A 23,349-nucleotide genomic window follows, 5' to 3' on the forward strand; every position below is an offset into this window, starting at 1 on the left:
AGGCGTGATCGATATCAACGAGTCCGTGATGCAGTTCCTTCTGGCATTCGTCGTCGTCGGCCCGCTCCTCGGCGCCGCCGCGGCTCTCCTGCCGGCCCCGCCCGGGCTGAAGGGGAAGTCACCCGAGCAGGCCGTGCTCCGGCACGGCGTCACCGTCACCGGCGCCGTCCTCATCGCGGCGATCGTCCTCGCGCTCGGCTTCGACCACGACCAGCCGTCGAAGATGCAGGCCAGCACCGACATCAGCTGGATCCCCGCACTCGACGTGCGCATCCACCTCGGCATCGACGGCATCTCCCTCCCCCTTCTGGTCCTGACCGCGCTGCTGACCTTCCTCTGCGCGCTCTACTCGTACTTCAAGATGCCGGCGGGTCCGGCCCCGAAGGCCTTCGTCGCCCTGCTGCTCGTCCTCGAGTCCGGCACGCTCGCGACCTTCGCCGTCCTCGACCTGCTGCTGTTCTTCCTCGCCTTCGAGATGGTCCTCATCCCGATGTACTTCCTCATCGCCCGCTGGGGCGGCGAGGGCCGGAGCCAGGCCGCGTGGCGCTTCATCCTCTACACGCTGCTCGGATCCGTGGTCATGCTGCTCGGCCTGCTCCTGATCGGGCTCAAGGCGGGCACGTTCGACATGATGGCACTCGCCACTGACAACGGCCGGTCGTTGACCACATCGGTGCAGGTCATCGCCGTATTGGCGATCGGTCTCGGGCTGGCGGTCAAGACGCCGATGTGGCCGCTGCACAGCTGGCTGCCCGACGCGCACACCGCCGCTCCCACCGTCGGCTCCGTCCTGCTGGCCGGCGTCCTGCTGAAGATGGGTACGTACGGATTCGTCCGGATCCTGCTCCCCATCGCACCGGACGGCTTCCGCACCTTCGCCCCGTACCTCGCCGCCCTGGCCGTCGTCGGCATCATCTACGGATCCCTCGCCTGCCTGGCCCTCGCCAAGCAGGGCGCGAAGGGCGATCTGAAGCGCCTCATCGCCTACTCCTCCGTCGGCCACATGGGCTTCGTGCTGCTCGGCATCGCCACGATGACCCCGACCGGCGTGAACGGCGCCCTGTTCGCCAACATCGCCCACGGCCTCATCACCGGCCTGCTCTTCTTCCTGGTCGGCGCCCTGAAGGACCGCACCGGCACCACCGACCTGGACACCCTCGCCGCGGAGACCGGCGCCGCCCTGTACGGCAAGGCGCCCCGCCTCGGCGGCCTCCTCGCCTTCGCCGCCGTCGCCTCGCTCGGGCTGCCGGGCCTGGCCGGCTTCTGGGGCGAGATGCTCGCCCTGTTCGGCGCGTTCCAGCCCGCCGAGGGCCTCAGCCGCCCGGCCTTCCTCACCTTCATGGCGATCGGCGCGTTCGGGACGCTGCTGACGGCCGCGTACCTGCTGATCGTGGTCCGCCGCGTCTGCATGGGCGCCCTGCCGCAGGACGCCCCGCGGCTCACCGACGTCCGCAGTTACGAGTTCGCGGCCTGGACCCCGCTCGTCGTCCTCACCGTCGTCGCGGGCCTGTGGCCCAAGGCCCTGCTCGGCCTGAGCGACCCGGCCGTCCAGCAGCTCCTCGCAGGAGGCACCCGATGAGCTCCCCGGCCCAGCCCTTGGCCGCCTCCCTCGTCCAGTCCGTCGACTGGCTCGCGATCGCACCGCCCACCATCGCGGCGGTCGTCGCACTCGCGGTCCTGGTCGCCGACCTGTTCGTCGCCGAGCACCGCAAGGCGCTCCTCGGCTGGACATCGGTGGCCGGACTGGCCGCCGCCACGCTGATGCTGCTGCCGCTCCTGGACGGCGACCGCAGCACCTTCTGCCTGACCGGCGACGCGGCCGTGTGCAGCTACACGGCCGACCGCTTCACCCTGGTCATCCAGTTCCTCGTCCTGGGCGGCGCGCTCCTCGCCGCCCTGCTGTCGGTCACCGCCCTGAAGGACGCCCGCAAGGCGCTGCCGGAGGGGGAGTACTGGTTCCTGCTGCTGTCCTCCGCGGCCGGTGCCGCCCTCCTGCCCGCCTCCCGCGACCTCGCCACCCTGATCGTCGCCCTGGAGGTCGCGTCCCTGCCCGCTTTCGCGCTGGTCGGCCTGAAGTACGGCGACAGGAAGTCCTCCGAGGCGGCCCTGAAGTTCTTCCTGTCCTCGGTCACCGCCACCGCGGTCAGCCTCCTGGGCATCAGCTTCCTGTACGCCTCCACCGGCACCCTGTACCTCACGCAGCTGGCCGACCGCGTCCAGGACGTCGACGGTCAGCTCCACACGCTCGCGGACACCGGCGTCGTCCTCACCCTGGTCGGCTTCGCGTTCAAGACCGCCGCCGTGCCCTTCCACTTCTGGGTCCCCGACACCTACGTGGGCGCGCCCCTGCCGATCGCCGCCTACCTGTCGGTCATCGGCAAGGCGGTCGGCTTCAGCGGCCTCATCCTCGTCACGGTCGTGGCCCTCCCGTCGTACGCCGACGTCTGGGGCCCGGCCCTGGCCGCCCTGGCCGCGCTGACCATGACCGTCGGCAACGTCGGAGCCCTCCGCCAGCAGGCCACGCGCGCGTACAGCGCCGTACGCCTGCTCGCCTGGTCGTCCGTCGGCCAGGCCGGCTACCTGCTGGTCCCGATCGCGGCCGCCGCGTACTCCGGGGACGCCGAGAAGTCGATCGGCTCCACCGTCGCCTACGCCCTGATGTACGGCGCCGTGAACCTCGGCGCCTTCGCCGTGGCAGCGCTCGTCGGCCGCACGAAGACCCTCAACCGCGTCGCCGACTACCGCGGTCTGTACGCGTCGAACCCCCTGTCCGCGCTGCTCCTGGCGTTCTTCCTGCTCTGCCTCGCCGGGCTGCCGCCGGGCATCATCGGCCTCTTCGCCAAGGTCACCGTCTTCTCGGCGGCCGTCGACGCCGGCCTCGGCTGGCTGGCCGTGATCATGGCGGTGAACGTCGTCATCGCGCTGTTCTACTACCTCCAGTGGACGGCCCTGCTCTTCCGCGCCGCCCCCGAGGGCGAGGCCGCGCCGCACCGGATCCCCGCGCCCCTCACCGCCGCGCTCGCCGTGACCGGTGTCCTCGGCGTCGCCCTCTCCGGGGCGCCCCAGCTGGTGCTGCGCTTCACCGACACCGGCCTCTTCTGACCGGGCGAACCGACCAGCAGAGCGGAACGGACGTACCACTCACGCGAACGACGTCCCAGGGGCTTCACCACGCGCGCGCAGGGCACTCGGCCCCACGCGCGCGTGCCGCTTCCCGGCGCCGTCACCCGTAAGGCCCACACCCGGCCCCGCGCGCACAAGGGAACTAGTGCTCCCCGCCTGGCGTTGACCAGTACGGGAGGGTCCACTGGACGTGGCACCACGGCACCAGTGGCACCGCAGAACAGCAAGCAAGGGTCCCCCTGCCGCACCACCTGGAGGGCGTACCGTGCACCGCCGGCACAACGGGCTCAGGACAGCAGTCCTCCTCGGAGGACTGTCCGCACTCATCATCGTCATCGGCAGCTTCTTCGGCCGTATGGGGCTCGTGATCGCCGTCCTGGTAGCGCTGGCCACCAACGCGTACGCGTACTGGAACAGCGACAAGCTGGCCCTCCGCGCGATGCGCGCCCGCCCGGTGAGCGAGTTCGAGGCCCCGGGCCTCTACCGCATGGTCCGTGAACTGTCCACGCAGGCCCGCCAGCCCATGCCGCGCCTGTACATCTCGCCGACGGAGGCGCCGAACGCCTTCGCCACCGGCCGCAACCCGCGCAACGCCGCCGTGTGCTGCACCGAAGGCATCCTGCGCCTGCTGGACGAGCGCGAGCTGCGTGGCGTCATCGGCCACGAGCTCAGCCACGTCTACAACCGCGACATCCTCATCTCGTCGGTCGCCGGCGCCCTCGCCTCCGTGATCATGTTCCTGGTCAACTTCGCCTGGCTGATCCCGATCGGACGCTCCGACGACGACGACGGCCCCGGTCTGCTCGGCATGCTGCTGATCATGATTCTCGGCCCGCTCGCCGCCTCCGTCATCCAACTGGCCATCAGCCGCTCCCGCGAGTACCAGGCGGACGCGTCCGGCGCCCAGCTCACCGGCGACCCACTCGCCCTGGCCAGCGCCCTGCGCAAGCTCGAACACGGCACGAAGCAGCTCCCGCTGCCGCCCGAGCCGCGCATCGAGACCGCCAGCCACATGATGATCGCGAACCCGTTCCGCCCCGGTCAGGGCCTGTCGAAGATGTTCTCCACACACCCGCCGATGGCGGAACGCATCGCCCGGCTCGAGAAGATGGCAGGTGGGAATCAGTGAGGACCATCCTGAACGTCATATGGCTCGTCTTCAGCGGCTTCTGGCTGTTCCTCGCCTACATGCTGGCGGGCCTGCTCCTGTGCATCACCATCATCGGCATCCCGTTCGGCGTCGCGGCCTTCCGCATCGGCGTCTACGCGCTGTGGCCCTTCGGGTACACGACGGTCGAACGCCGCGACGCGGGCGCGCCGTCCTGCGTCGGCAATGTCCTGTGGCTGGTCCTGGCGGGCTGGTGGCTGGCCCTCGGCCACATCGCCACCGGTATCGCCCTGTGCGTCACGATCATCGGCATCCCGCTGGGCATCGCCAACTTCAAGCTCATCCCGGTCTCGCTGCTTCCGCTGGGCCGCGACATCGTGCGGACGGACGAGCCGTTCGTGGTGCGCTGACGGCGAGAGCGGAGCCCGGCTTCCCGGGCCGGAACGCGCCTAGATCCGCCCGGTTCTCCACAGGCCACGGGTTATCCACAGGCCCGAGCGGCTGTCGGCAGCGGCCTGCATGATGAACCCATGACCGCGACCGAGCAAGCGCAGACCCGAGCCACGGCAGCCCCACACAACAGCCGCCCCCGGACCCGTACTTCCCCTCGCGCGCAGGCAAACCCGATGCGAGCCCTGCGCATACCGGGGAGCGGGGCCCCACCCGCGCATAGGACACCCGCACACCCCTACGCCCGGCCCGCTCCCGGCCGCGTCGTCCTCCGCCGCACCCCGTAAGCGACGACCCCCACCAGCAGCACGCCCGCGCCCACCACCACGGAAACCCCCGGCAGCGAGAACGCCAGCACCCCGCACCCGACCATCCCCACCACCGGCACCACCCGCGCCGCCGCTGCCGGATCCAGTGTCCAGGCCGAGGCGTTGGCCACCGCGTAGTACGCCAGCACACCGAAGGAGGAGAACCCGATCGCGCCCCGGACGTCCACCGTGGCGGCCAGGACCGCGACCACCGCGCCCACGGCCAGCTCCGCCCGGTGCGGCACCTGGAAACGAGGATGCACCGCCGCCAGCGTCCCCGGCAGATGCCGGTCCCGGGCCATGGCCAGCGTCGTGCGCGACACCCCCAGGATCAGCGCGAGCAGCGAGCCCATCGCGGCCACGGCCGCACCCACCCGCACCACCGGCACCAGCCAGGGCAGCCCGGCCGCCTCCGCCGCGTCGGCCAGCGGTGCCGTCGCGTCCCCCAGACCGCCCGACCCCAGCACCGAAAGGACAGCCACCGCCACGCACACGTACACCACCAGCGCGATGCCCAGCGCCAGCGGGATCGCGCGCGGGATGGTCCGCGCCGGGTCCCGCACCTCCTCGCCGAGCGTCGCGATGCGGGCGTACCCGGCGAACGCGAAGAACAGCAGCCCCGCCGCCTGCAGCACACCGCCCGCCCCGCCCGACGCCCCGATGTCCAGCCGGCCGGCATCGGCCTCGTCGGACACCAGACACCCCACCACCACGAGAGCGAGGACCGCCAGGACCACCGCCACGATCACCCGCGTCAGCCAGGCGGACTTCTGGATGCCGCCGTAGTTCACCGCGGTCAGCGCCACCACGGCCGCGACCGCCACCGCGTGCGCCTGCTCAGGCCAGACGTAGGTGCCCACGGTGAGCGCCATCGCCGTACAGGAGGCCGTCTTCCCGACCACGAACGACCAACCCGCGAGATAGCCCCAGAAGTCCCCGAGCCGCTCACGCCCGTACACGTACGTGCCGCCCGAGGCGGGATAGCGGGCGGCGAGACGGGCCGAGGACATGGCGTTGCAGTACGCGACCACCGCGGCGACGGCGAGCCCGATCAGCAGTCCGGAGCCGGCCGCGTGCGCCGCCGGCGCGAGCGCGGCGAAGATCCCGGCCCCCACCATCGAGCCGAGTCCGATGACGACGGCGTCCCCCACACCGAGCGTGCGGCGCAGCTCGGAACCCGAGGAACCCGAGGAACCGGAGGAGCCCGAGGTGCCGGAGGAATCGGAGGCAGTCATGCGTCGCACCCTACTGATCAGCGCAACCGGCACCCGCAGCCAGGACGTCCTCTCCACCAAGAGGGCATGAACGGGTACGGCGAGGACGACGCACCCGGGAGACCCGACGTACGACGCACGGACACGGCCTGGGGAGCGAGCTCACAGGGCCGGGACAGTGCGGGCACAGCCTGAAAGGGCAGGTTCACGGCATGACCATCATCAGCTGGATCATCCTGGGACTGCTGGCCGGGGCGATCGCGAAGTTCCTGCTGCCGGGACGCGACCCGGGCGGCCTCATCGGTACCACCCTGATCGGCATCGCGGGCGCGTTCATCGGCGGCTGGATATCGGCCCGCTGGATGGACCACCCCATCACCAAGGACTTCTACGACGGCGCCACCTGGGCGGCGGCGATCGGCGGATCACTCGTCCTCCTGATCGCCTACCGCCTCCTGTTCGGCAACTCGCGAGACTGACCACGCCACCGGCCCGACCGGCCCCGGCGGCAGCGAGAAGGGCGGGCCTCGACCAGGCACCCGCCCTCTTCACAGCCCGTGCGGACCCGGGCGAACCATGCAACCCGTCGGACGCGGGGCCCAGGGGTCCTACCGGTAGTTCACGAACTGCATCGCGAAGTCGAAGTCCTTGCCCTTCAGCAGGGTGATGACGGCCTGCAGATCGTCACGGCTCTTGGAGCTGACCCGCAGCTCCTCGCCCTGCACCTGCGCCTTCACGCCCTTGGGACCCTCGTCGCGGATGGTCTTGGCCACCTTCTTCGCGTTCTCCTGGGAGATGCCCTCCTTGATCGACGCGAAGATCTTGTACTCCTTGCCGGAGAGCTGGGGCTCACCCGCGTCCAGGGCCTTCAGCGAGATGCCGCGCTTGATCAGCTTGGACTGGAAGACGTCGAGGATGGCCTTGACCCGGTCCTCGGAGTTCGCCTCCATCAGGATCTTCTCGCCGGACCAGGCGATCGAGGCGCCCACGCCCTTGAAGTCGTAGCGCTGCGAGATCTCCTTGGCGGCCTGGTTCAGTGCGTTGTCGACCTCCTGCCGCTCGACCTTCGAGACGATGTCGAAACTGGAGTCGGCCATGTCCTGTGGCTCCTTGTATCGGGGTGCGTATCTGCGTACCGGCGTACGGGGCGGCCGCCGGGCCCGTTCAGGCCCTGGCCGCATCCGGACAAGCCTAGCCACCCCCCGCCCTCCGAGCGCCGATCAATCGGGTGGCGAAGCACCCCTCCACATCAGGTATCGTTTACGTCGTTGCCACGGAGCACCGCCGAAAAGGCGGTCGACGGGCAGCAACCCCGGCGGTGTGCCCGAGCGGCCAAAGGGAGCAGACTGTAAATCTGCCGGCTTCGCCTTCCCAGGTTCGAATCCTGGCGCCGCCACACGGGAACGAAGGGCCCGTGACCTGCGATCACAGCAGGTCACGGGCCCTTCGTCATGCGGTCATGCGATCAGCCCACCGTCTCACTGTGTCTCGCGTTCGACCGCACCCTCCCTGGGGCTGTGTGGACGGCGTCCACAGCGATCGATCAACGGTGCCCGTTCAAGCGCGCTGAGATCTTGGCGTTCGTTACTTCATCCCCGTCCTTCCGGAACTTGGCGTACGTGCGGAACAGCACGGCCACACTGCGGCCGGCCGCTCGGCAACAAGCGGGAGGCTCGACTTCGGAGCTGAGCCATGTCGATACCGCAGCGTGACGAAGATCATAAGGCGCTTGGTCAGCGCCGAGTCGAACTCGGCGACGGTCCGGGCTCGCGGGCGAGCCCCGGCTCCGACCTTGCTGTAAGCGTGTCCTGGATCGGCTCGCCCCGGCGGGGGGAGGAGCCGGCGCCAGGCCGGAAGCGCACGGCGGAGGTGGGCAGGTCCAGTGCGGACGCGATCCACCACGCCCGCGCCCGGCCAGTAGTAAAGAAGGTCGCCTGCCACGGCAAGGAACAGCTCCGGCCGCCGTATGCGGCGTACCGACGTCCTGGACAACGGGATGGTCGCCCAGTCCTCCAGCTCTCGTCTCCTGCCCGGCCGGCGCCATGCCGCATCTGCCGCCGTGACGGCGTGTTCCGGATTTGACTCAGCGGTTGTCGTTCAGGTCGCGTTGGTCGTAGATGCGCCGCAGTTCCAGCCCTTCCGGGGCATTTATAGCTGGTCACCGAGACGAGCGATATGGATGCACCAGATAGATCAATTGGTGCGACTTCGTCCGTATGTCCGGGTAGGAGCGGCGCTCTTGGGAAATCAGCGAAGAGGGTCGCGCCAATATCTGTAAGGTGAGGGCTCTCGTAGAGGCGAGAGATGCCGGCCTTTCTGAGAATGACGATGGTAAGAAGCTGCTTGCAGCGGCCCGTGTCGAATTGGATCTCGCAGACGAGTTGCTCGACTTTGAGAGGCATCGCAGGAAGCCGCTAGGGTCACATGTAACTGCTGCTCAGATCCACCTCAGTGCTGCTCGACTGCTCTGGGTGAAGTCCTTCCTCTCGTCTCCTCGGGAAATCAGGCCGTACCTGCCTAGCTTGCTGGCGATCGTCAAGGAGCATCTTCCCGCTGGAGACGAGCGCAGGAAATCCGTAGAGAAGATCCGACACGGTGAGTCCTTGGACGATGCCGATGTGGTGATGATCACCGAGGCGGTTGAAGCTGCTCAGGCGGTTAGCCTCCGTGAGAAACTGCGCGCCGGGAGTTTTGTGCGCATCGTGTGGGTGGTGGCTGGGTTCTTGTTTGTTCTGGCGTTGAGTATCGGCGCGCTCAGTGCAGCCTGGCCGGAGGCGGTACCACTCTGTTTCAACCCACCGAAGTCGATGGAAGCTCTTGCAGCAGAAGAAGCGGAGATGCGGGGGTCGACGCCACCTGTGATGTACGAGGTGGTCTGCCCTACAGGAAGTGACCCTTCGCCTGACTCCCCGGATTTGGATGTCAACTTCGCGAGGACCGCCGAAGGGCGGGACTATTTCGTTGTCGAAGTCGCTGGACTTGTAGCGGCGGGCCTCGCCTCAGCCTCGGCGTTGCGGAAAATCAGAGGTACGGCCACCCCCTATGGGGTGCCAGTTGCTCTGGCGGCATTGAAGCTGCCGGCGGGCGCTCTGACGGCTGTCGGAGGTCTTCTCCTCATGCGCGGTGGATTTGTTCCAGGTCTCAGTGCGCTTGACTCATCCGCTCAGATCATCGCCTGGGCCATTATCTTCGGTTACTCGCAGGAGCTGTTCACGAAATTCGTCGACCGGCGAGGGCAAGCGGTACTGGAAGAGGTGCGTGGGCCAGGGGACCTCCCGCCCGGGGCCCGCCGACGCGGAGATTCCCCCGGTGGTTCAAGCCCCGGATCCCAGGCTCCTGCCATTACGTGAACCATGCCTGGTCGACGTCCGTGGCCGCGGCGGAGTCACCTCGCGGGTGTCGTATGAGCGGAGGGAGAGGGAGACAAACAGAAAGGCAAGGAGTCGGATGCTCCCTGCCACCTTCAAGCTATAGCGCGTGGGGGGCCTTGCGGCAAGGCCCCCTGTGGAGCGCAGAATCCTCCGCCTGAGCCCGGGAACGGGCGCGCCTGAGCCTGGGAACGGGCGTAAAAGCAGGGGGGTTTCGTGTTCGATGTGATCATCGTCGGTGGTGGACCGACCGGCATGATGCTGGCCGGCGAACTGCGGCTGCACGGCGTGCACGTGGTCGTGCTGGAGAGGCTCGCGGAGCCCACCGGGCACACGCGCGCGCTCGGCCTGCACGTGCGGAGCATCGAGGTGCTGGACCAGCGGGGCCTGCTGGAGCGGTTCCTGCCGCTCGGCAACCGGCATGAGACCGGCGGGTTCTTCGCCGGCATCACGGCGCCCCGGCCCGCCCGGCTGGACACCGCGCACGCGTACGTCCTCGGCATCCCGCAGCCTGTCACCGAGCGTCTGCTGGCCGAGCACGCCGCCGAGGCCGGTGCCGAGATCCGGCGCGGCCGTGAGCTGGCCGGACTGAGCCAGGACGAGGACGGTGTGACGGCCGAGCTGTCCGACGGCACGAGGCTGCGCTCGGGCTACCTCGTCGGCTGCGACGGCGGCCGCAGCACGGTGCGAGAGCTGCTGGGCGTCGGCTTCCCCGGCGAACCCAGCAGGGTCGAGACCCTCCTCGGCGAGATGGAACTGACCGCGTCACCCGAGGAGTTGGCGGCCGTGACGGCCGTGGTCCGCCGGACGCACTTCCGGTTCGGCGCCATGCCCACCGGGAACGGGCTGTACCGCGTCCTCGTGCCGGCCGAGGGAGTGGCCGGGGACCGTACGGTCCCACCGACCCTGGAGGAGTTCCGGCGGCAGCTGCGCATGTACGCGGGCACCGACTTCGGGGTCCACTCACCGCGCTGGCTCTCCCGTTTCGGTGACGCCACCCGGCTGGTCGAGCGCTACCGCACCGGCCGGGTCCTGCTGGCCGGCGACGCGGCGCACATCCATCCGCCGACCGGTGGCCAGGGGCTCAACCTCGGCCTCCAGGACGCCTTCAACCTCGGCTGGAAACTGGCCGCGGAGGTGCGCGGCTGGGCGCCGGACGGCCTGCTGGACAGCTACCACGCCGAACGCCACCCGGTGGCCGCCGCGGTGCTGGACAACACCCGCGCGCAGATGCACCTGCTGACACCCGAGCCGGGGCCACGGGCCGTACGCGGGCTGCTGGCGGAGCTGATGGAGTTCGAGGAGGTGAACCGGTACCTCACCGAGAAGATCACCGCCGTCTCGGTCCGCTACGACCTCGGCGACGGCCACGAACTGCTCGGCCGCCGGCTGCGGGACGTGCCGCTGCGGCACGGTCGCCTCTACGAGCGGATGCGCGGGGGCCGCGGGCTGCTGCTCGACCGCACCGGCGGGCGGCTGTCGCTCAAGGGCTGGGAGGACCGGGTCGACCACGTCGTGGACGTCGGCGAGGAACCGGACGTCCCCGCGGTCCTGCTCCGCCCGGACGGCCACGTGGCGTGGGTGGGCGAGGACCAGCGGGATCTGCTCACCTCACTCCCGCGGTGGTTCGGGGCGCCGAGGCGCTGAGCAGCGGCGGGATGATCGGGCGGCCCGCCGAGTTGACGGGAGGGGGACAGAGGCATCGCCCCCCGTCTGCCCCTCCACCCTCCACCCCCTTCACCCCCTTCACCCCCCCAATCCGCATCCGCCCGCGCAACGGCCGGGCCCCCGCCCCTACTCGCTCACATGAGCCAGTTCGATGTCGTGGTTGTCGACGTCGGTGCCGGAGAGCGCCACGGAGGTGACCTGCGGCGGGTAACCGGTCGCGATGACCGTGTACGCGCCGGTGTCCAGGTCGGAGAAGGCGTGGACCCCGTCGGGGCCCGTCCGGGTCGTGGCGACCACGTTGCCCGCCGAGTCCACCAGCGTCACCCGCGCGTCGCTCAGCGGCACGCCCGCGCCTCGCACCGTGCCCCGCACCTGGGCCCCGGGCCACAACTCCAGTTCGACCCGGGTGGTCCCCGCCGCGCCGATCTCGACGACCTGGGCGAGCGGCCGGTGCTTCGCGGAGTCGACCGCGAGGGTCACCGGGCCGGGCGCCAGGTTCGTGACGGTGAACTCGCCCAGTACGTCCGTGCGTTCGGTCGTCAGTACGTCCCCGCGCACGTCCGTCACGATGACCACGGCCCCGGCGACCGCCGTCCCGCTGTCGGCCGACCGCACCACACCGGCGAGTCCGCTGGTGCCGCTCAACACCACGTCGTAGGCCACCGGCTCCCTGTCCACGACAACCGTGGAGGCCTGCGGCTGGTACCCCTCCGACGAGGCGATCAGCACGTAGGACCCCGCCCCGGGGGCGTCGACCTCGTACGACCCGTCACCCCGCGAGACCGACCGCCCGAGCTGCCTGCCGCCCAGCGAGACCAGCGTCACCGCGGACCCGGCCACCGGGGCGCGGTCGGCGCCGAACACGCGCCCCCGCACGGCAATCGCGCCCCCGTTGCCGGTGTTTTCGGCACGTCCGGCGACCGCAACCGGCCCATCAGCAGTCGGCTCGGCACCCTCCAAAGCCTCGGCCGGTTCGGCACCCGCCGAACCCTTGACCGGTTCGGCACCCGCCGACCTTGACCGACTCGGCACCCGCCAAACCCTCGGCCGGCCCGTCGGCAGCTGCTTCCGCCGAGGCCGCCGCCCCCCGCTGCCGTGGGATGAACGAGGCGACCACGAACGCGAGCAGCGCCGCCCCCGCCCCGATCGCCAGGACGACCTTGAACCCGTCCTGGGACGGCAGTGCGGTCGGCCCGAAGGGGGTCGTCATCTGCGCCAGGATCACCCCGGCCACGGCACTGGCCGTCGAGGTGCCGATGGACCGCATCAGCGTGTTGAGGCTGTTCGCCGCACCCGTCTCCGAGGCCGGCACCGCGCTCATGATGAGCGCCGGCATGGCCCCGTACGTGAAGCCGATGCCGGCTCCGATCACACAGGTGACCAGCACGAAGTGCCAGAGCTCGGACATCAGCACGATGTTCAGCCCGTACCCGGCGGCCACCACGAGCGCGCCCACCATCAGCGTGATCTTCGGGCCCTTGGACTTGGACAGGGCGGCGGAGAACGGGGCGGTGGCCATCATGACCAGCCCGGACGGAGCCATGGTCAGACCGGCGACGAGCAGTGACTTGCCGAGGCCGTATCCGGTCGCCTCAGGCAACTGCAGGAGCTGCGGAATGACCAGGGACATCGCGAACATCGCGAACCCGACGGCGATGGAGGCGAGGTTGGTGACCAGGACCTGACGGCGGGCGCTGGTCCGCAGGTCGACCAGCGGCTCCTTGATCCGCAGCTCCCAGGCGCCCCACACCAGCAGCACCAGGACGGCCGCCGCGAAGAGGCCGAGCGTGGTGCCACTGCCCCAACCCCAGTCGGCGCCCTTGGAGATGGCCAGCAGCAGGGACACCAGTCCGGCCGCCATGCCGATGCCGCCGACCAGGTCGAACCGCCCGCCGGTGCGCACCTGCGACTCCGGCACGACGAGCGGCACCAGCACCAGGGCGACGGCGCCCAGTGCGGCCGACGCCCAGAACAGGGCGTGCCAGTCGAAGTTGTCCGCGATCAGCGCCGCCGCGGGCAGCCCGAGGGCGCCGCCGACGCCGAGGGAGGCGCTCATCAACGCCGTGGCGGAACCGAGCCGTTCGGCGGGCAGTTCGTCCCGCATGATGCTGATGCCGAGCGGGATCACGCCGGAGGCGAGGCCCTGCAGCGCCCGGCCGACGATCATCGGGGTGAGGGAGTCGCTGAGCGCGGCGGTCACCGAGCCGGCCACCAGCATCACGAGGCTGATCAGCAGCATCCGGCGCTTGCCGTACATGTCGCCGAGCCGGCCGGTCATGGGGGTGGCGACGGCCGCGGCGAGCAGCGTGGCGGTGACGGCCCAGGCGGTGTCGGACGCGGGGGCGTCCAGCAGCCGGGGGAGTTCCGGGACGATCGGGATCACCAGGGTCTGCATCAGCGAGACGACGATCCCGCCGAAGGCCAGTACCGCCACGACGGCGTTGGCCCTCGGTGGCGCGGTTCTCCCGTCGCCGCCGGGTCGGGTGAGGGCGTGGGACATGGCCGGGCCTCCGTAGGGGGCATGAGGGACAGCGCGACCCGACCACGCTAAGCCAATTGATTGACTTAAACAACTTGATTGAGGGTCGTCGGTGTCCCTGACAGGCCCGGTGACAGCGCCTCGGACAGGCCCGGCAGGGGAGAGGCGTACCGCTGCCGCCCGCGCGGCACACTGACCCCATGTCCTCCCGCCGCAGAACGTGCCCCGAGTGCCGCCGCGAGATCGCCGTCGTCGCCGGGCGGTACGCGCGCCACGACCCGCCCGGTGCCCGCGAGCACGGCGAACTCACCTCGTGCCCGGGATCCCGCCGCCACGCCCTGCCCGGCCCCGAGCAACCGTCCCTGGACGGCTACACGGTTCCGGACTTCCCGGGCCAACTGCCGTTGTTCTAGGCGGACCTGCCGAGCAGCTCCGCGCATCCCTCGGTCGTTCTCGGCGGACCTGCCGAGCAGCTCCGCGCATCCCTCGGTCGTTCTCGGCGGACCCGCCGAGCAGCTCCGCGCACCCCTCGGTCGTTCTCGGCGGACCCGCCGAAACGTTCTCGGCGGACCCGCCGAAACGGGCCCGCCGGCCGGTCAGTTGCCCGCGACCGACTTCACGGCGACCGACACCGGCGCCGGCCCGCTGATCAGCTCCAGCGTGAGCCCGGCCGTCGCCGGGGTGTCCACCAGTTCCGCGAGAACGGCGGCCACGTCGTCGCGCGGGATCGGCCCGCGGCCCGTGTGCGCCTCCAGGCGGACGAGGCCGGTGCCGGCGTCGTCGGTGAGCTGACCGGGGCGCAGGATCGTCCAGTCCAGGGCGTCCAGACCCCGCACGTACGCGTCGGCCTCGCCCTTGGCACGCAAGTACACGTCGAAGATCTCGTCGCCCCGGTGCTCCGCGTCGGCGCCCATCGACGACACGATCACGAAGCGCCGCACACCCGCCTTGACGGCCGCGTCCGCGAAGAGGACCGCCGCGGCCTTGTCGACCGTGTCCTTGCGGGCCGCCCCGCTGCCCGGGCCGGCGCCCGCCGCGAAGACCGCCGCGTCCGCGCCCCGGAGATGCTCCGCGACCTCGTCCACGGACGCCGACTCCAGGTCGAGCACGACCGGTTCGGCACCGGCCTGCCGCAGGTCGTCGGCCTGTTCGGCCTTGCGGATGATCCCCGCCACCTCGTCCCCGCGCGCGGCGAGCAGCCGCTCCAGCCGCAACGCGATCTGACCATGACCACCAGCGATGACAATGCGCATGCCTTCGACCGTACGCCGGGACGGCCTCGCCCGCCGCACGACCCGTGCCACGCCACCGGCGCTCCGTCGACCGCACGGCCAGAGCAGGGCCGCAAAGGCCGCGTCCGCCGTGCAACCGCACCCTCGTCACCGACGGCCCGCCCGTCGCCCTAGGACACCTGGCCCCGCCCCTGACGCGGCAACCCCAGCTCCACCGAGGCAGACGAACTGCAGTACTCCCGCACCGCGCTGGTCCGCGCCACTACGCGCCCCCGGTGCACGACCACCCGGCTGTACGCCAGCGAGAGCGCCCCCGCCAGCCGGTCCCCGCGCACCGCGAGCAACTCGGCCGGGAAACCCGCCTCCACCCGCACCTCGGGCAGCCCCAGCACCGCCCGCGCCGACGAACTCACCGCCTCGTACGCCTCCTCGGGTGACAGCCCGTGCCGCGAGGCCAGCAGGAAGGCGGCTTCCAGGGGGTCGCCGCGCCCCACCGGGTTGGACACGTCCCGCAGTGCCCCGCTGCCGGCGGCCACCCGTACCCCGGCCGCGCGCAGCAGCCGTACGGGCGCCGTGCCCCGCCGGTCGACCCCGCAGCAGCCGCCCTGCGGCAGGCACACCACCGCCACCCCGGCGGCGGCGAGCTGGTCCGCCGTCCGCGCGGCCACCTCGGAGGGCAGCCGGCCGAGGTCGCCGCACGGGCTGAGCGTCACCCCCGGGCGCAGTCCGCCCGCCATCGCCGCGAGCCGGGCCAGCCGCGCCGGATCCCCGGCGTCCGTGTGCAGGTCGACGGGGCAGCCGTGCTCGGAGGCCACCTCCAGGACGGCCTCCACGTACCCCGTGGGATCCGGGTCGAGGTCGGGCCGGCCGCCCACCACCGAGGCGCCCATCTTCACCGCGTCCCGCAGCACCGCCAGCCCGTCCGCCCCCGCCACACCGGTCAGCACCCGGGGCATCGCCACCGTCGTCAGCTCCGCCAGCCCCCGCAGCGCCCGCCGGGCCTGCAGCACCGCGGCCAGCGCGCCGAGCCCCTGGACGTCCCCCACGCGCACGTGCGCCCGCAGCGCCGTCGCCCCGTGCCCGAGCTGGAGCAGCGCGGCCTCGGTCGCCCGGCGCTGGACGTCCTGGGGCTCGTGGGAGACCGGGCCCTCGGTGTCGGCCGACAGGGCGGTGTCGGCGTGCGCGTGCGGCTCGGCCGGGGCCGGCAGCAGCAGATAGCCGCGCAGATCGACCCGGGCGCCGCACGCGCGCGTGCCGCCCAGGCTGCCGGCCGTGCCGACCGCCTCGATACGCCCGCCGCCCAGCCGCACGTCCACGGTCCTGCCGTCGGTGAGCCGCGCCCCGCACAGCAGCAACGACGACGTCTCCCCGGGACCCGGCGAGGACGACGGGGGACGTGGCGGCTGCGGCTGGCTGTCGGGCATCGCGCTCCAGGGGCTCGGGCTGTGCACGCGAGGACGCATGATCACGAGCAGGCATGATCACGAGCAGGCATGATCACGAGCAGGCATGATCACGAGCAAGCATGATCACGAGGACGCATGATCACTCAGAGTGAGTCGAGCCTAGGGCGGCCTCCCGCCCGTCGCGGGGAGGAGCGCAATAGTCGTACCGGTGTGGCCCCCGGTGCCGTCCCCCCTGTGGTCCCCCCTGTCGTCCCACTGTCGTCCCCCGTGTGATCCGGCGTGCGGAACGGCGGGCGCGCGGGGTGCGGGCGGCCCGGGCGGGTGCCTCGAAACGGATTTGGGCGAACGGCGGGCGAGCGTGTAATGTCTTCATCGCTCGCCCCAATAGCTCAGTCGGCAGAGCGTCTCCATGGTAAGGAGAAGGTCAACGGTTCGATTCCGTTTTGGGGCTCTGGTGTGACTGGTTCCGTCGCGAGGCGGGGCCGGACCACATCAAAGCGGTGTAGCTCAGTCGGTAGAGCAAGCGGCTCATAATCGCTGTGTCACCGGTTCAAGTCCGGTCACCGCTACTCTCAGTAGCCGATTGCGGGGTCGGTCCTTCGATCGGCTACTCTTCTTGCGTTAAACAGTCCATCCGTTCGTCTTAGGAGCACTCACGTGGCTGCCACCGACGTCCGCCCGAAGATCACGCTGGCCTGCGTGGAGTGCAAGGAGCGGAACTACATCACCAAGAAGAACCGGCGTAACAACCCGGATCGCCTGGAGATGAAGAAGCACTGCCCGCGTTGCAACGCGCACACCGCGCACCGCGAAACGCGATAAATCAGGCTCGTACACGAGGCCGCTCCCGAGAGATCGGGGGCGGCCTCGCGTCGTTGAGTGACCCATACCGGTCAGTAGAGCTACCAGGAGGTGCCGAGCCATGGCGCTCGACCAGTCCTTCGTGGGGCGGACGTACCCGCCCACCGCGCCCTACGAGGTGGGCCGCGAGAAGATCCGTGAGTTCGCCGAGGCGGTCGGGGACGCCCATCCGGCGTACACGGACGCGGAGGCCGCCAAGGCGCTCGGCCACCCCGACGTGATCGCCCCGCCGACCTTCGTGTTCTCGATCACCTTCAAGGCCGCGGGCGAGGTCGTCCAGGACCCCCAGCTCGGTCTGGACTACAGCCGCGTGGTGCACGGCGACCAGAAGTTCGCCTACCGCCGCCCGGTGCGGGCCGGTGACCGGCTCACCGTCACCTCGACCATCGAGTCGATCAAGTCCCTCGCGGGCAACGACATCCTGGACATCCGCGGCGAGGTCCACGACGAGGCCGGCGAGCACGTCGTGACCGCCTGGACCAAGCTCGTGGCCCGCGCGGCCGAGGAGGCGTGAGCGATCCCATGACGGCGAAGATCTCCTACTCCGACGTCGAGGTCGGCACGGAACTGCCCGCGCAGACCTTCCCCGTGACCCGCGCCACCCTCGTCCAGTACGCGGGTGCCTCCGGTGACTTCAACCCGATCCACTGGAACGAGAAGTTCGCCAAGGAGGTCGGTCTGCCGGACGTCATCGCCCACGGCATGTTCACGATGGCCGAGGCGATCCGCGTGGTGACCGACTGGGCCGGCGACCCGGGTGCCGTCGTCGAGTACGGCGTCCGCTTCACCAAGCCCGTCGTCGTCCCCAACGACGACCAGGGCGCCGTGATCGAGGTGGCCGGCAAGGTCGCGGCCAAGCTCGACGACAACACCGTCCGCGTGGACCTGACGGCGACCTGCGCCGGGCAGAAGGTGCTCGGCATGTCGCGGGCGGTCGTCCGGCTGGCCTGAGCCGGCGAGAGAGACGAGGTCAGGGGCGCCCTTCCGCCGGAGGGCGCCCCTTTCTCGCGAGATCCGGCGGTACCCGCTTGACGTAGTTAGTGATTGAGTACTAACTTAGCTCCATGCCCAGGATGAGTGCGGAGGAGCGGCGCGAGAGCGTCATCCGGGCCGCGATGACCGAGTTCGCCCGCGGTGGTTACCACGGCACGTCGACCGAGGCGATCGCCCGGCGCGTCGGGGTCTCGCAGCCCTACCTGTTCCGGCTCTTCCCGGGCAAGAAGGCGATCTTCCTGGCGGCGGCCGAGCGCTGTGTGGAGGACACCATCCGCACCTTCGCGGAGGCCTCCGAGGGTCTCGAAGGCGAGGAGGCCCTGCACGCCATGGGGAACGCGTACACCAAGGTCATCGAGGAGCGGCCCGAGCGGCTCCTGATGCAGATGCAGATGTACGTCGCCGTGAAGGCCGCCGAGGAGGAGGGCGACCACGAGTTCGGCGAGTCGGTGCGGGCCGGCTGGATGCGGCTGTGGGACACCGTCCATCTGCCGCTCGGGGCGGATCCCGGCGAGACGACGCAGTTCATGGCGTACGGCATGCTCATCAACTGCCTGGTCGCCATGGGCTTCCCGCCCGAGCACCGCGTCTGGGAGGGCATGTACCCCTCGGCGCGTGCTCAGGGGCGGCTGCAGCACTGACCTGTGAGGGCGTGTGCACGGCGCCTTCTTCTGTCCGCGAAAGTTAGTAATCAATAACTAATCGATCATCGCAGAGACACGCACACACTTCTGGGGGAGCGATGTCACAGCAGACCGCACGCCGCGGGGGAGCCGCCTGGGCCCTCGTCATCACCAGCGTCGCCGGATTCATGGCGGCCCTCGACAACCTCGTCGTCACCACCGCCCTGCCCTCCATCCGCGAGGACCTCGGCGGCGGCCTGCACGACCTGGAATGGACCGTGAGCGCCTACACGCTCACCTTCGCCGTCCTGCTGATGTTCGGCGCGGCCCTCGGCGACCGATTCGGCCGCCGCCGGCTCTTCCTCGCCGGACTCGCCGTCTTCACCGGCGCCTCCGCCGCGGCGGCCATGGCGCCCGGCATCGACTCCCTCATCGCCGCCCGCGCGGTCCAGGGAGCCGGCGCGGCCGTGATGATGCCACTGACCCTCACCCTGCTGACCGCGGCCGTGCCCGCCGCCAAACGCGGCATGGCCTACGGCATCTGGGGAGCCGTCAACGGACTCGCCGTCGCCTCCGGGCCGCTGGTCGGCGGCACCCTCACCGAACACATCTCCTGGCAGTGGATCTTCTGGCTGAACGTCCCGCTCGGCCTGGCCCTGCTGCCGCTGGCCCGCCTCCGTCTCGCCGAGTCCCACGGCACCGGAGCCCCGCTCGACATCCCCGGCACGCTGCTCGCCAGCGGTGGCCTCTTCGGCATCGTCTACGGCCTGGTCCGCGGTCCCGTCGACGGCTGGACCGGCGGCCTGGTCCTCACGGGCCTGTTCACGGGCACGGCCCTGCTGGCCGGCTTCGTCCTCTACAGCACCCGCGCCAAGAACCCCATGCTCCCCATGCGGCTGTTCCGCTCCCGGGCGTTCTCCGGGATCAACGCGGCGAGCCTGCTGATGTTCCTCGGCATGTTCGGCTCGATCTTCCTGCTCAGCCAGTACATGCAGGGCGTCCTCGGCTACTCGCCCACCGAGGCCGGCCTTCGGATGCTGCCCTGGACCGGCATGCCGATGCTCATCGCCCCCGTCGCCGGCATCCTGGCCGACCGGATCGGCGGCCGCCCGGTCGTCGCCGCGGGACTCTTCCTCCAGGCCCTCGGCCTCGGCTACATGGCGGTCGTGGCCACGGCGGAGGCCTCCTACGCCGCCCAGCTGCCCGCCCTGATCATCAGCGGCGTCGGCATGGCCCTGTTCTTCGCCCCCGCCTCCCACCTGGTCATGTCCAGCGTGCTGCCCCGGGAGCAGGGCATCGCCTCCGGCGCGAACAACGCCCTGCGCGAGGTCGGCGGAGCGCTCGGCATCGCCGTCATGGCGTCGATCTTCTCCGCCCAGGGCGGCTACGAGACCGGCCAGACCTTCGTCGACGGCATGCGGCCCGCCCTGGTCACGGGCTCCGCGGTGGTCGCCCTGGCGGGTGTCGCGGCCCTGCTGATCCCGAGCCGCCGCCGCACCGGGCCGCAGGCCGCCCCGGCCGGACCGGCACCGGTCCTGGAGACGGCCTCCCACTGACGCCCCAGCACTCTCAGGACCCCGACAAGGAGAAACGGCCATGCCCACCCTCCCCTGGACCGTCCCGAACACCCCGCCCCACGGCACCGAGGTGCACGTCTTCGCCTCCCGCTTCGAGACCCGCACCCTGTGGGGAGCGATGAAGTTCCTCGCCGGCACCCCCGCCGTCTGGCGGCAGGTCCGCCGCAGCCCCGGTGCCTACGGGGCGACCCTGAGGGCGCAGCCCTTCCGGCGGACCTTCTGGACCCTGTCGGCCTGGGAGTCGAAGGACGCGCTCCACGCCTTCGCCCGCGCGGGCGCCCACGCACCCGCCTCCCGGGGCCTGGCCCCGCAGATGAGGGACGCGGCCTTCATCACCTGGCAGGCGAGCAGCGAGGACCTCCCGATCCCCTGGAGCGAGGCGCTGCGCCGCCTGCCCTGACAGCCACCACGCACGCGTGCGGCCCTCGTCCGTCCGACGGGGGCCGCACGCACGCGTGCGGGGGAGCTCCGATGCCGTCTCGTACTCTTGAGCCCGTGCAGGAACTCCACGACGCCCCCCTCGCCCCCCTGACCACCTTCCGGCTGGGCGGCCCCGCCACCCGGCTGGTCACCGCCACGACGGACGACGAGGTCATCGCCGTCGTCCGGGAAGCCGACGAGACGGGGACGCCCCTGCTGCTCATCGGCGGCGGCTCGAACCTGGTCATCGGCGACAAGGGCTTCGACGGCACCGCCCTCGTCATCGCCACCGAGGGGTTCTCCCTCGACGGCACACGGCTGGAACTGGCGGCCGGCGAGGTCTGGACCGACGCCGTCGCCCGCACGGTCGAGTCGGGCCTGGCCGGAATCGAGTGCCTGGCCGGCATCCCCGGCTCGGCGGGCGCGACGCCCATCCAGAACGTCGGGGCGTACGGCCAGGAGGTCTCCGCCACGATCACCGAGGTCGTCGCCTACGACCGCCGCAGCGGCGAGACGGTCACCCTCTCCAACGAGGAGTGCGCCTTCTCCTACCGCCACAGCCGCTTCAAGTCCGACCCCGAGCGCTACGTGGTCCTGCGCGTCCGCTTCGCCCTGGAGGACGCCGGCGGCCTCTCCGCGCCGCTGCGGTACGCCGAGACAGCCCGGGCGCTCGGAGTGGAGCCGGGCGAGCGCGTCCCGCTCGCCTCGGCGCGTGAGACGGTGCTCAAGCTGCGGGCCGGCAAGGGCATGGTCCTGGACCCCGAGGACCACGACACGTGGTCGGCCGGGTCGTTCTTCACCAACCCGATCCTCACGGACCCGGACTTCGAGACGTTCCGGGCCCGGGTGCGCGACCGGCTCGGCGACGGGGTGGAGCCGCCGGCGTACCCGGCGGGCGAGGGCCGCACCAAGACCTCCGCGGCCTGGCTGATCGACAAGGCGGGCTTCACGAAGGGGTACGGCGACGGGCCGGCCCGCATCTCCACGAAGCACACGCTGGCGCTGACGAACCGGGGCAGCGCGACGACGGAGGATCTTCTGGCCCTGGCCCGTGAGGTCGTGGCCGGTGTCCACGAGGCCTTCGGAATCACGCTGGTCAACGAGCCGGTGACGGTCGGAGTCAGCCTGTAGCCACCACGGCATCGCTGCCGGCGCCGGGTGGGCCCGCAACCCGGCGTAGCGGGACACCGCCGCGCCCACCCTCCCCCAAGCTCTCGGCTTCGCTCGAGCAGGGGGGACCCCCATCGCCCCAGCGGCACGACTGCCCGCAGCTAGGGCGGCCTGCACCCGCCGTCGAACGCAAGGGGACGTGTCGGGGGGTGTCCGCCCGCAGCGGTTGGCGCGTCGACGGACAGTGAGTCGGCACGCAACCCCATCGCGCCGTTCCGAGGACGGACACCCCCCGGCGCGGCCCCGACCCACAACCCACCGTCAGGCGAAGACGCGCACCCGCCCCCTCGGTCGCTAAGACACCAGCCACGCGTCCACCCCCGCCAGCAGTTCCTCCTTCACTCCCTCCGGGGCCGCCGATCCGCGGACCGACTGCCGGGCCAGTTCCGCCAGCTCCGCGTCCGTGAAGCCGTGGTGGACCCGCGCGATCTCGTACTGCGCCGCCAGCCGGGATCCGAACAGCAACGGGTCGTCCGCGCCCAGCGCCATCGGCACCCCCGCCTCGAACAACGTCCGCAGCGGCACGTCCTCCGGCTTCTCGTACACCCCCAGCGCCACGTTCGACGCCGGGCACACCTCGCACGTCACCTGCCGGTCCGCCAGCCGCTTCAGCAGCCGGGGATCCTCCGCGGCCCGCACACCGTGCCCCAGCCGGTTCGCCCCCAGGTCGTCCAGACAGTCCCGCACCGACGCCGGCCCGGTCAGCTCACCCCCGTGCGGCGCCGACAGCAGCCCGGCCTCCCGGGCGATCGCGAACGCCCGGTCGAAGTCGCGCGCCATGCCCCGCCGCTCGTCGTTGGACAGCCCGAACCCGACCACGCCCCGGTCCGCGTACCGCACCGCCAGCCGCGCCAGCGTCCGCGCGTCCAGCGGATGCTTCATCCGGTTCGCCGCGACCAGCACCCGCATCCCGAGCCCGGTCTCCCGCGAGGTCGTCTCCACCGCGTCCAGGATGATCTCCAGCGCCGGGATCAGCCCGCCCAGCCGCGGCGCGTACGACGTCGGGTCGACCTGGATCTCCAGCCACCCCGACCCGTCCCGCAGATCCTCCTCCGCGGCCTCCCGCACCAGCCGCTGGATGTCCTCCGGCTCCCGCAGGCACGAGCGCGCCGCGTCGTACAGCCGCTGGAAGCGGAACCAGCCCCGCTCGTCCGTCGCCCGCAGGCTCGGCGGTTCGCCGCTGATCAGCGCCTCACTCAGCGCGTCGGGCAGCCGGACCCCGTACTTGTCGGCCAGTTCCAGCACCGTCGAGGGCCGCATGGACCCGGTGAAGTGCAGGTGCAGATGGGCTTTCGGCAGCTCAGAGACATCACGTACACGCTCCATCCAAAGATCCTGCCGCACGCCTC

At 71.0% G+C, this 23,349-nt stretch carries 21 protein-coding genes, 3 tRNA genes and 1 pseudogene; 18 read left to right on the plus strand and 7 right to left on the minus strand.

The window, feature by feature from the left end; all coding sequences use genetic code 11:
- Positions 1–4: 4 nt before the first annotated feature.
- From CHR28_RS16505 to CHR28_RS16520, 4 genes are all read left to right on the plus strand, one after another.
- Positions 5–1,579, plus strand: a complete 1,575-nt coding sequence (locus tag CHR28_RS16505) for a complex I subunit 4 family protein (RefSeq protein WP_094054418.1) — start codon at positions 5–7, stop codon at positions 1,577–1,579.
- Entirely contained in the window at positions 1,576–3,102 is a 1,527-nt protein-coding gene (locus CHR28_RS16510) for an NADH-quinone oxidoreductase subunit N (RefSeq protein WP_094054419.1), read from the plus strand. Before CHR28_RS16505 ends, CHR28_RS16510 begins: the two co-directional genes overlap by 4 nt.
- A 286-nt stretch (positions 3,103–3,388) precedes the next feature.
- Positions 3,389–4,252 (plus strand): zinc metalloprotease HtpX, encoded by an 864-nt coding sequence (gene htpX / locus CHR28_RS16515; protein WP_094054420.1) that lies wholly within the window; start codon positions 3,389–3,391, stop codon positions 4,250–4,252.
- A complete protein-coding gene (locus tag CHR28_RS16520; protein ID WP_094054421.1) occupies positions 4,249–4,641 on the plus strand; it encodes a YccF domain-containing protein in 393 nt (130 codons plus the stop codon). Before htpX ends, CHR28_RS16520 begins: the two co-directional genes overlap by 4 nt.
- A gap of 278 nt (positions 4,642–4,919) precedes the next feature.
- On the opposite strand, the gene CHR28_RS16525 is transcribed toward CHR28_RS16520, so the two are convergent.
- The gene (locus tag CHR28_RS16525) at positions 4,920–6,224 is read right to left on the minus strand and encodes an APC family permease (protein WP_094054422.1); all 1,305 of its coding nucleotides are present in this window, start codon (positions 6,222–6,224) and stop codon (positions 4,920–4,922) included.
- 191 nt (positions 6,225–6,415) lie between these two features.
- On the opposite strand from CHR28_RS16525, the gene CHR28_RS16530 reads away from it, so the two are divergent.
- The gene (locus tag CHR28_RS16530; protein ID WP_010049225.1) at positions 6,416–6,682 is read left to right on the plus strand and encodes a GlsB/YeaQ/YmgE family stress response membrane protein; all 267 of its coding nucleotides are present in this window, start codon (positions 6,416–6,418) and stop codon (positions 6,680–6,682) included.
- A gap of 129 nt (positions 6,683–6,811) precedes the next feature.
- On the opposite strand, the gene CHR28_RS16535 is transcribed toward CHR28_RS16530, so the two are convergent.
- Positions 6,812–7,300: a YajQ family cyclic di-GMP-binding protein gene (locus CHR28_RS16535; protein ID WP_094054423.1), complete on the minus strand. Its 489-nt coding sequence runs from the start codon at positions 7,298–7,300 to the stop codon at positions 6,812–6,814.
- Positions 7,301–7,517: 217 nt separating this feature from the next.
- Between CHR28_RS16535 and CHR28_RS16540 the strand changes: the two genes are divergently transcribed.
- The 3 genes from CHR28_RS16540 (at position 7,518) to rox (ending at position 11,218) form a co-directional block, all read left to right on the plus strand.
- Positions 7,518–7,599 (plus strand) — tRNA-Tyr (locus CHR28_RS16540).
- An 883-nt stretch (positions 7,600–8,482) separates the two neighbouring features.
- Entirely contained in the window at positions 8,483–9,553 is a 1,071-nt protein-coding gene (locus CHR28_RS37485; protein WP_143655845.1) for a hypothetical protein, read from the plus strand.
- Positions 9,554–9,787: 234 nt separating this feature from the next.
- Complete coding sequence (gene rox, locus CHR28_RS16550) at positions 9,788–11,218, plus strand: rifampin monooxygenase (protein WP_094054424.1); 1,431 nt, start codon at positions 9,788–9,790, stop codon at positions 11,216–11,218.
- A gap of 147 nt (positions 11,219–11,365) precedes the next feature.
- Here the strand turns inward: rox and CHR28_RS38370 are convergent.
- Both CHR28_RS38370 and CHR28_RS16555 read right to left on the minus strand, forming a co-directional pair.
- Positions 11,366–12,139, minus strand: a pseudogene (locus CHR28_RS38370) (MSCRAMM family protein); the annotation flags it as partial.
- Positions 12,140–12,173: 34 nt separating this feature from the next.
- Complete coding sequence (locus CHR28_RS16555) at positions 12,174–13,739, minus strand: MFS transporter (RefSeq protein WP_256984275.1); 1,566 nt, start codon at positions 13,737–13,739, stop codon at positions 12,174–12,176.
- Between the two features lie 179 nt (positions 13,740–13,918).
- Between CHR28_RS16555 and CHR28_RS16560 the strand changes: the two genes are divergently transcribed.
- Positions 13,919–14,131: a hypothetical protein gene (locus tag CHR28_RS16560; protein WP_094054425.1), complete on the plus strand. Its 213-nt coding sequence runs from the start codon at positions 13,919–13,921 to the stop codon at positions 14,129–14,131.
- 183 nt (positions 14,132–14,314) lie between these two features.
- Here the strand turns inward: CHR28_RS16560 and CHR28_RS16565 are convergent, their stop codons facing one another.
- Entirely contained in the window at positions 14,315–14,971 is a 657-nt protein-coding gene (locus CHR28_RS16565) for an NAD(P)H-binding protein (RefSeq protein ID WP_094054559.1), read from the minus strand.
- 149 nt (positions 14,972–15,120) lie between these two features.
- Complete coding sequence (locus CHR28_RS16570; RefSeq protein WP_094054426.1) at positions 15,121–16,374, minus strand: amidohydrolase family protein; 1,254 nt, start codon at positions 16,372–16,374, stop codon at positions 15,121–15,123.
- A 360-nt stretch (positions 16,375–16,734) separates the two neighbouring features.
- Here CHR28_RS16570 and CHR28_RS16575 point away from each other — a divergent pair.
- The 9 genes from CHR28_RS16575 (at position 16,735) to CHR28_RS16615 (ending at position 21,961) form a co-directional block, all read left to right on the plus strand.
- Positions 16,735–16,807: transfer RNA gene (locus tag CHR28_RS16575), tRNA-Thr, on the plus strand.
- Positions 16,808–16,852: 45 nt separating this feature from the next.
- Positions 16,853–16,925: transfer RNA gene (locus CHR28_RS16580), tRNA-Met, on the plus strand.
- Positions 16,926–17,013: 88 nt separating this feature from the next.
- Positions 17,014–17,178 carry a 50S ribosomal protein L33 gene (gene rpmG / locus CHR28_RS16585; RefSeq protein WP_003948671.1) on the plus strand — a complete coding sequence of 55 codons (165 nt, stop codon included), beginning with the start codon at positions 17,014–17,016 and terminating at the stop codon, positions 17,176–17,178.
- A 100-nt stretch (positions 17,179–17,278) separates the two neighbouring features.
- Positions 17,279–17,731, plus strand: a complete 453-nt coding sequence (locus CHR28_RS16590; protein WP_094054427.1) for a MaoC family dehydratase N-terminal domain-containing protein — start codon at positions 17,279–17,281, stop codon at positions 17,729–17,731.
- A gap of 8 nt (positions 17,732–17,739) precedes the next feature.
- Positions 17,740–18,168 (plus strand): MaoC family dehydratase, encoded by a 429-nt coding sequence (locus tag CHR28_RS16595; protein ID WP_020275024.1) that lies wholly within the window; start codon positions 17,740–17,742, stop codon positions 18,166–18,168.
- 113 nt (positions 18,169–18,281) lie between these two features.
- Positions 18,282–18,851 carry a TetR/AcrR family transcriptional regulator gene (locus CHR28_RS16600; RefSeq protein WP_179272469.1) on the plus strand — a complete coding sequence of 190 codons (570 nt, stop codon included), beginning with the start codon at positions 18,282–18,284 and terminating at the stop codon, positions 18,849–18,851.
- 101 nt (positions 18,852–18,952) lie between these two features.
- Complete coding sequence (locus tag CHR28_RS16605; RefSeq protein ID WP_094054429.1) at positions 18,953–20,389, plus strand: MFS transporter; 1,437 nt, start codon at positions 18,953–18,955, stop codon at positions 20,387–20,389.
- A gap of 40 nt (positions 20,390–20,429) precedes the next feature.
- A complete protein-coding gene (locus CHR28_RS16610; protein WP_094054430.1) occupies positions 20,430–20,810 on the plus strand; it encodes a DUF3291 domain-containing protein in 381 nt (126 codons plus the stop codon).
- A gap of 95 nt (positions 20,811–20,905) precedes the next feature.
- Positions 20,906–21,961, plus strand: coding sequence for a UDP-N-acetylmuramate dehydrogenase (locus CHR28_RS16615; protein ID WP_094054431.1), 1,056 nt, complete (start codon positions 20,906–20,908; stop codon positions 21,959–21,961).
- Between the two features lie 333 nt (positions 21,962–22,294).
- Here CHR28_RS16615 and CHR28_RS16620 read toward each other — a convergent pair whose 3' ends face one another.
- Complete coding sequence (locus CHR28_RS16620; RefSeq protein ID WP_094054432.1) at positions 22,295–23,326, minus strand: adenosine deaminase; 1,032 nt, start codon at positions 23,324–23,326, stop codon at positions 22,295–22,297.
- Positions 23,327–23,349: the final 23 nt, after the last annotated feature.

This window comes from Streptomyces sp. XY006, assembly GCF_002237655.1.
Taxonomy (GTDB): Bacteria; Actinomycetota; Actinomycetes; order Streptomycetales; family Streptomycetaceae; genus Streptomyces; species Streptomyces levis.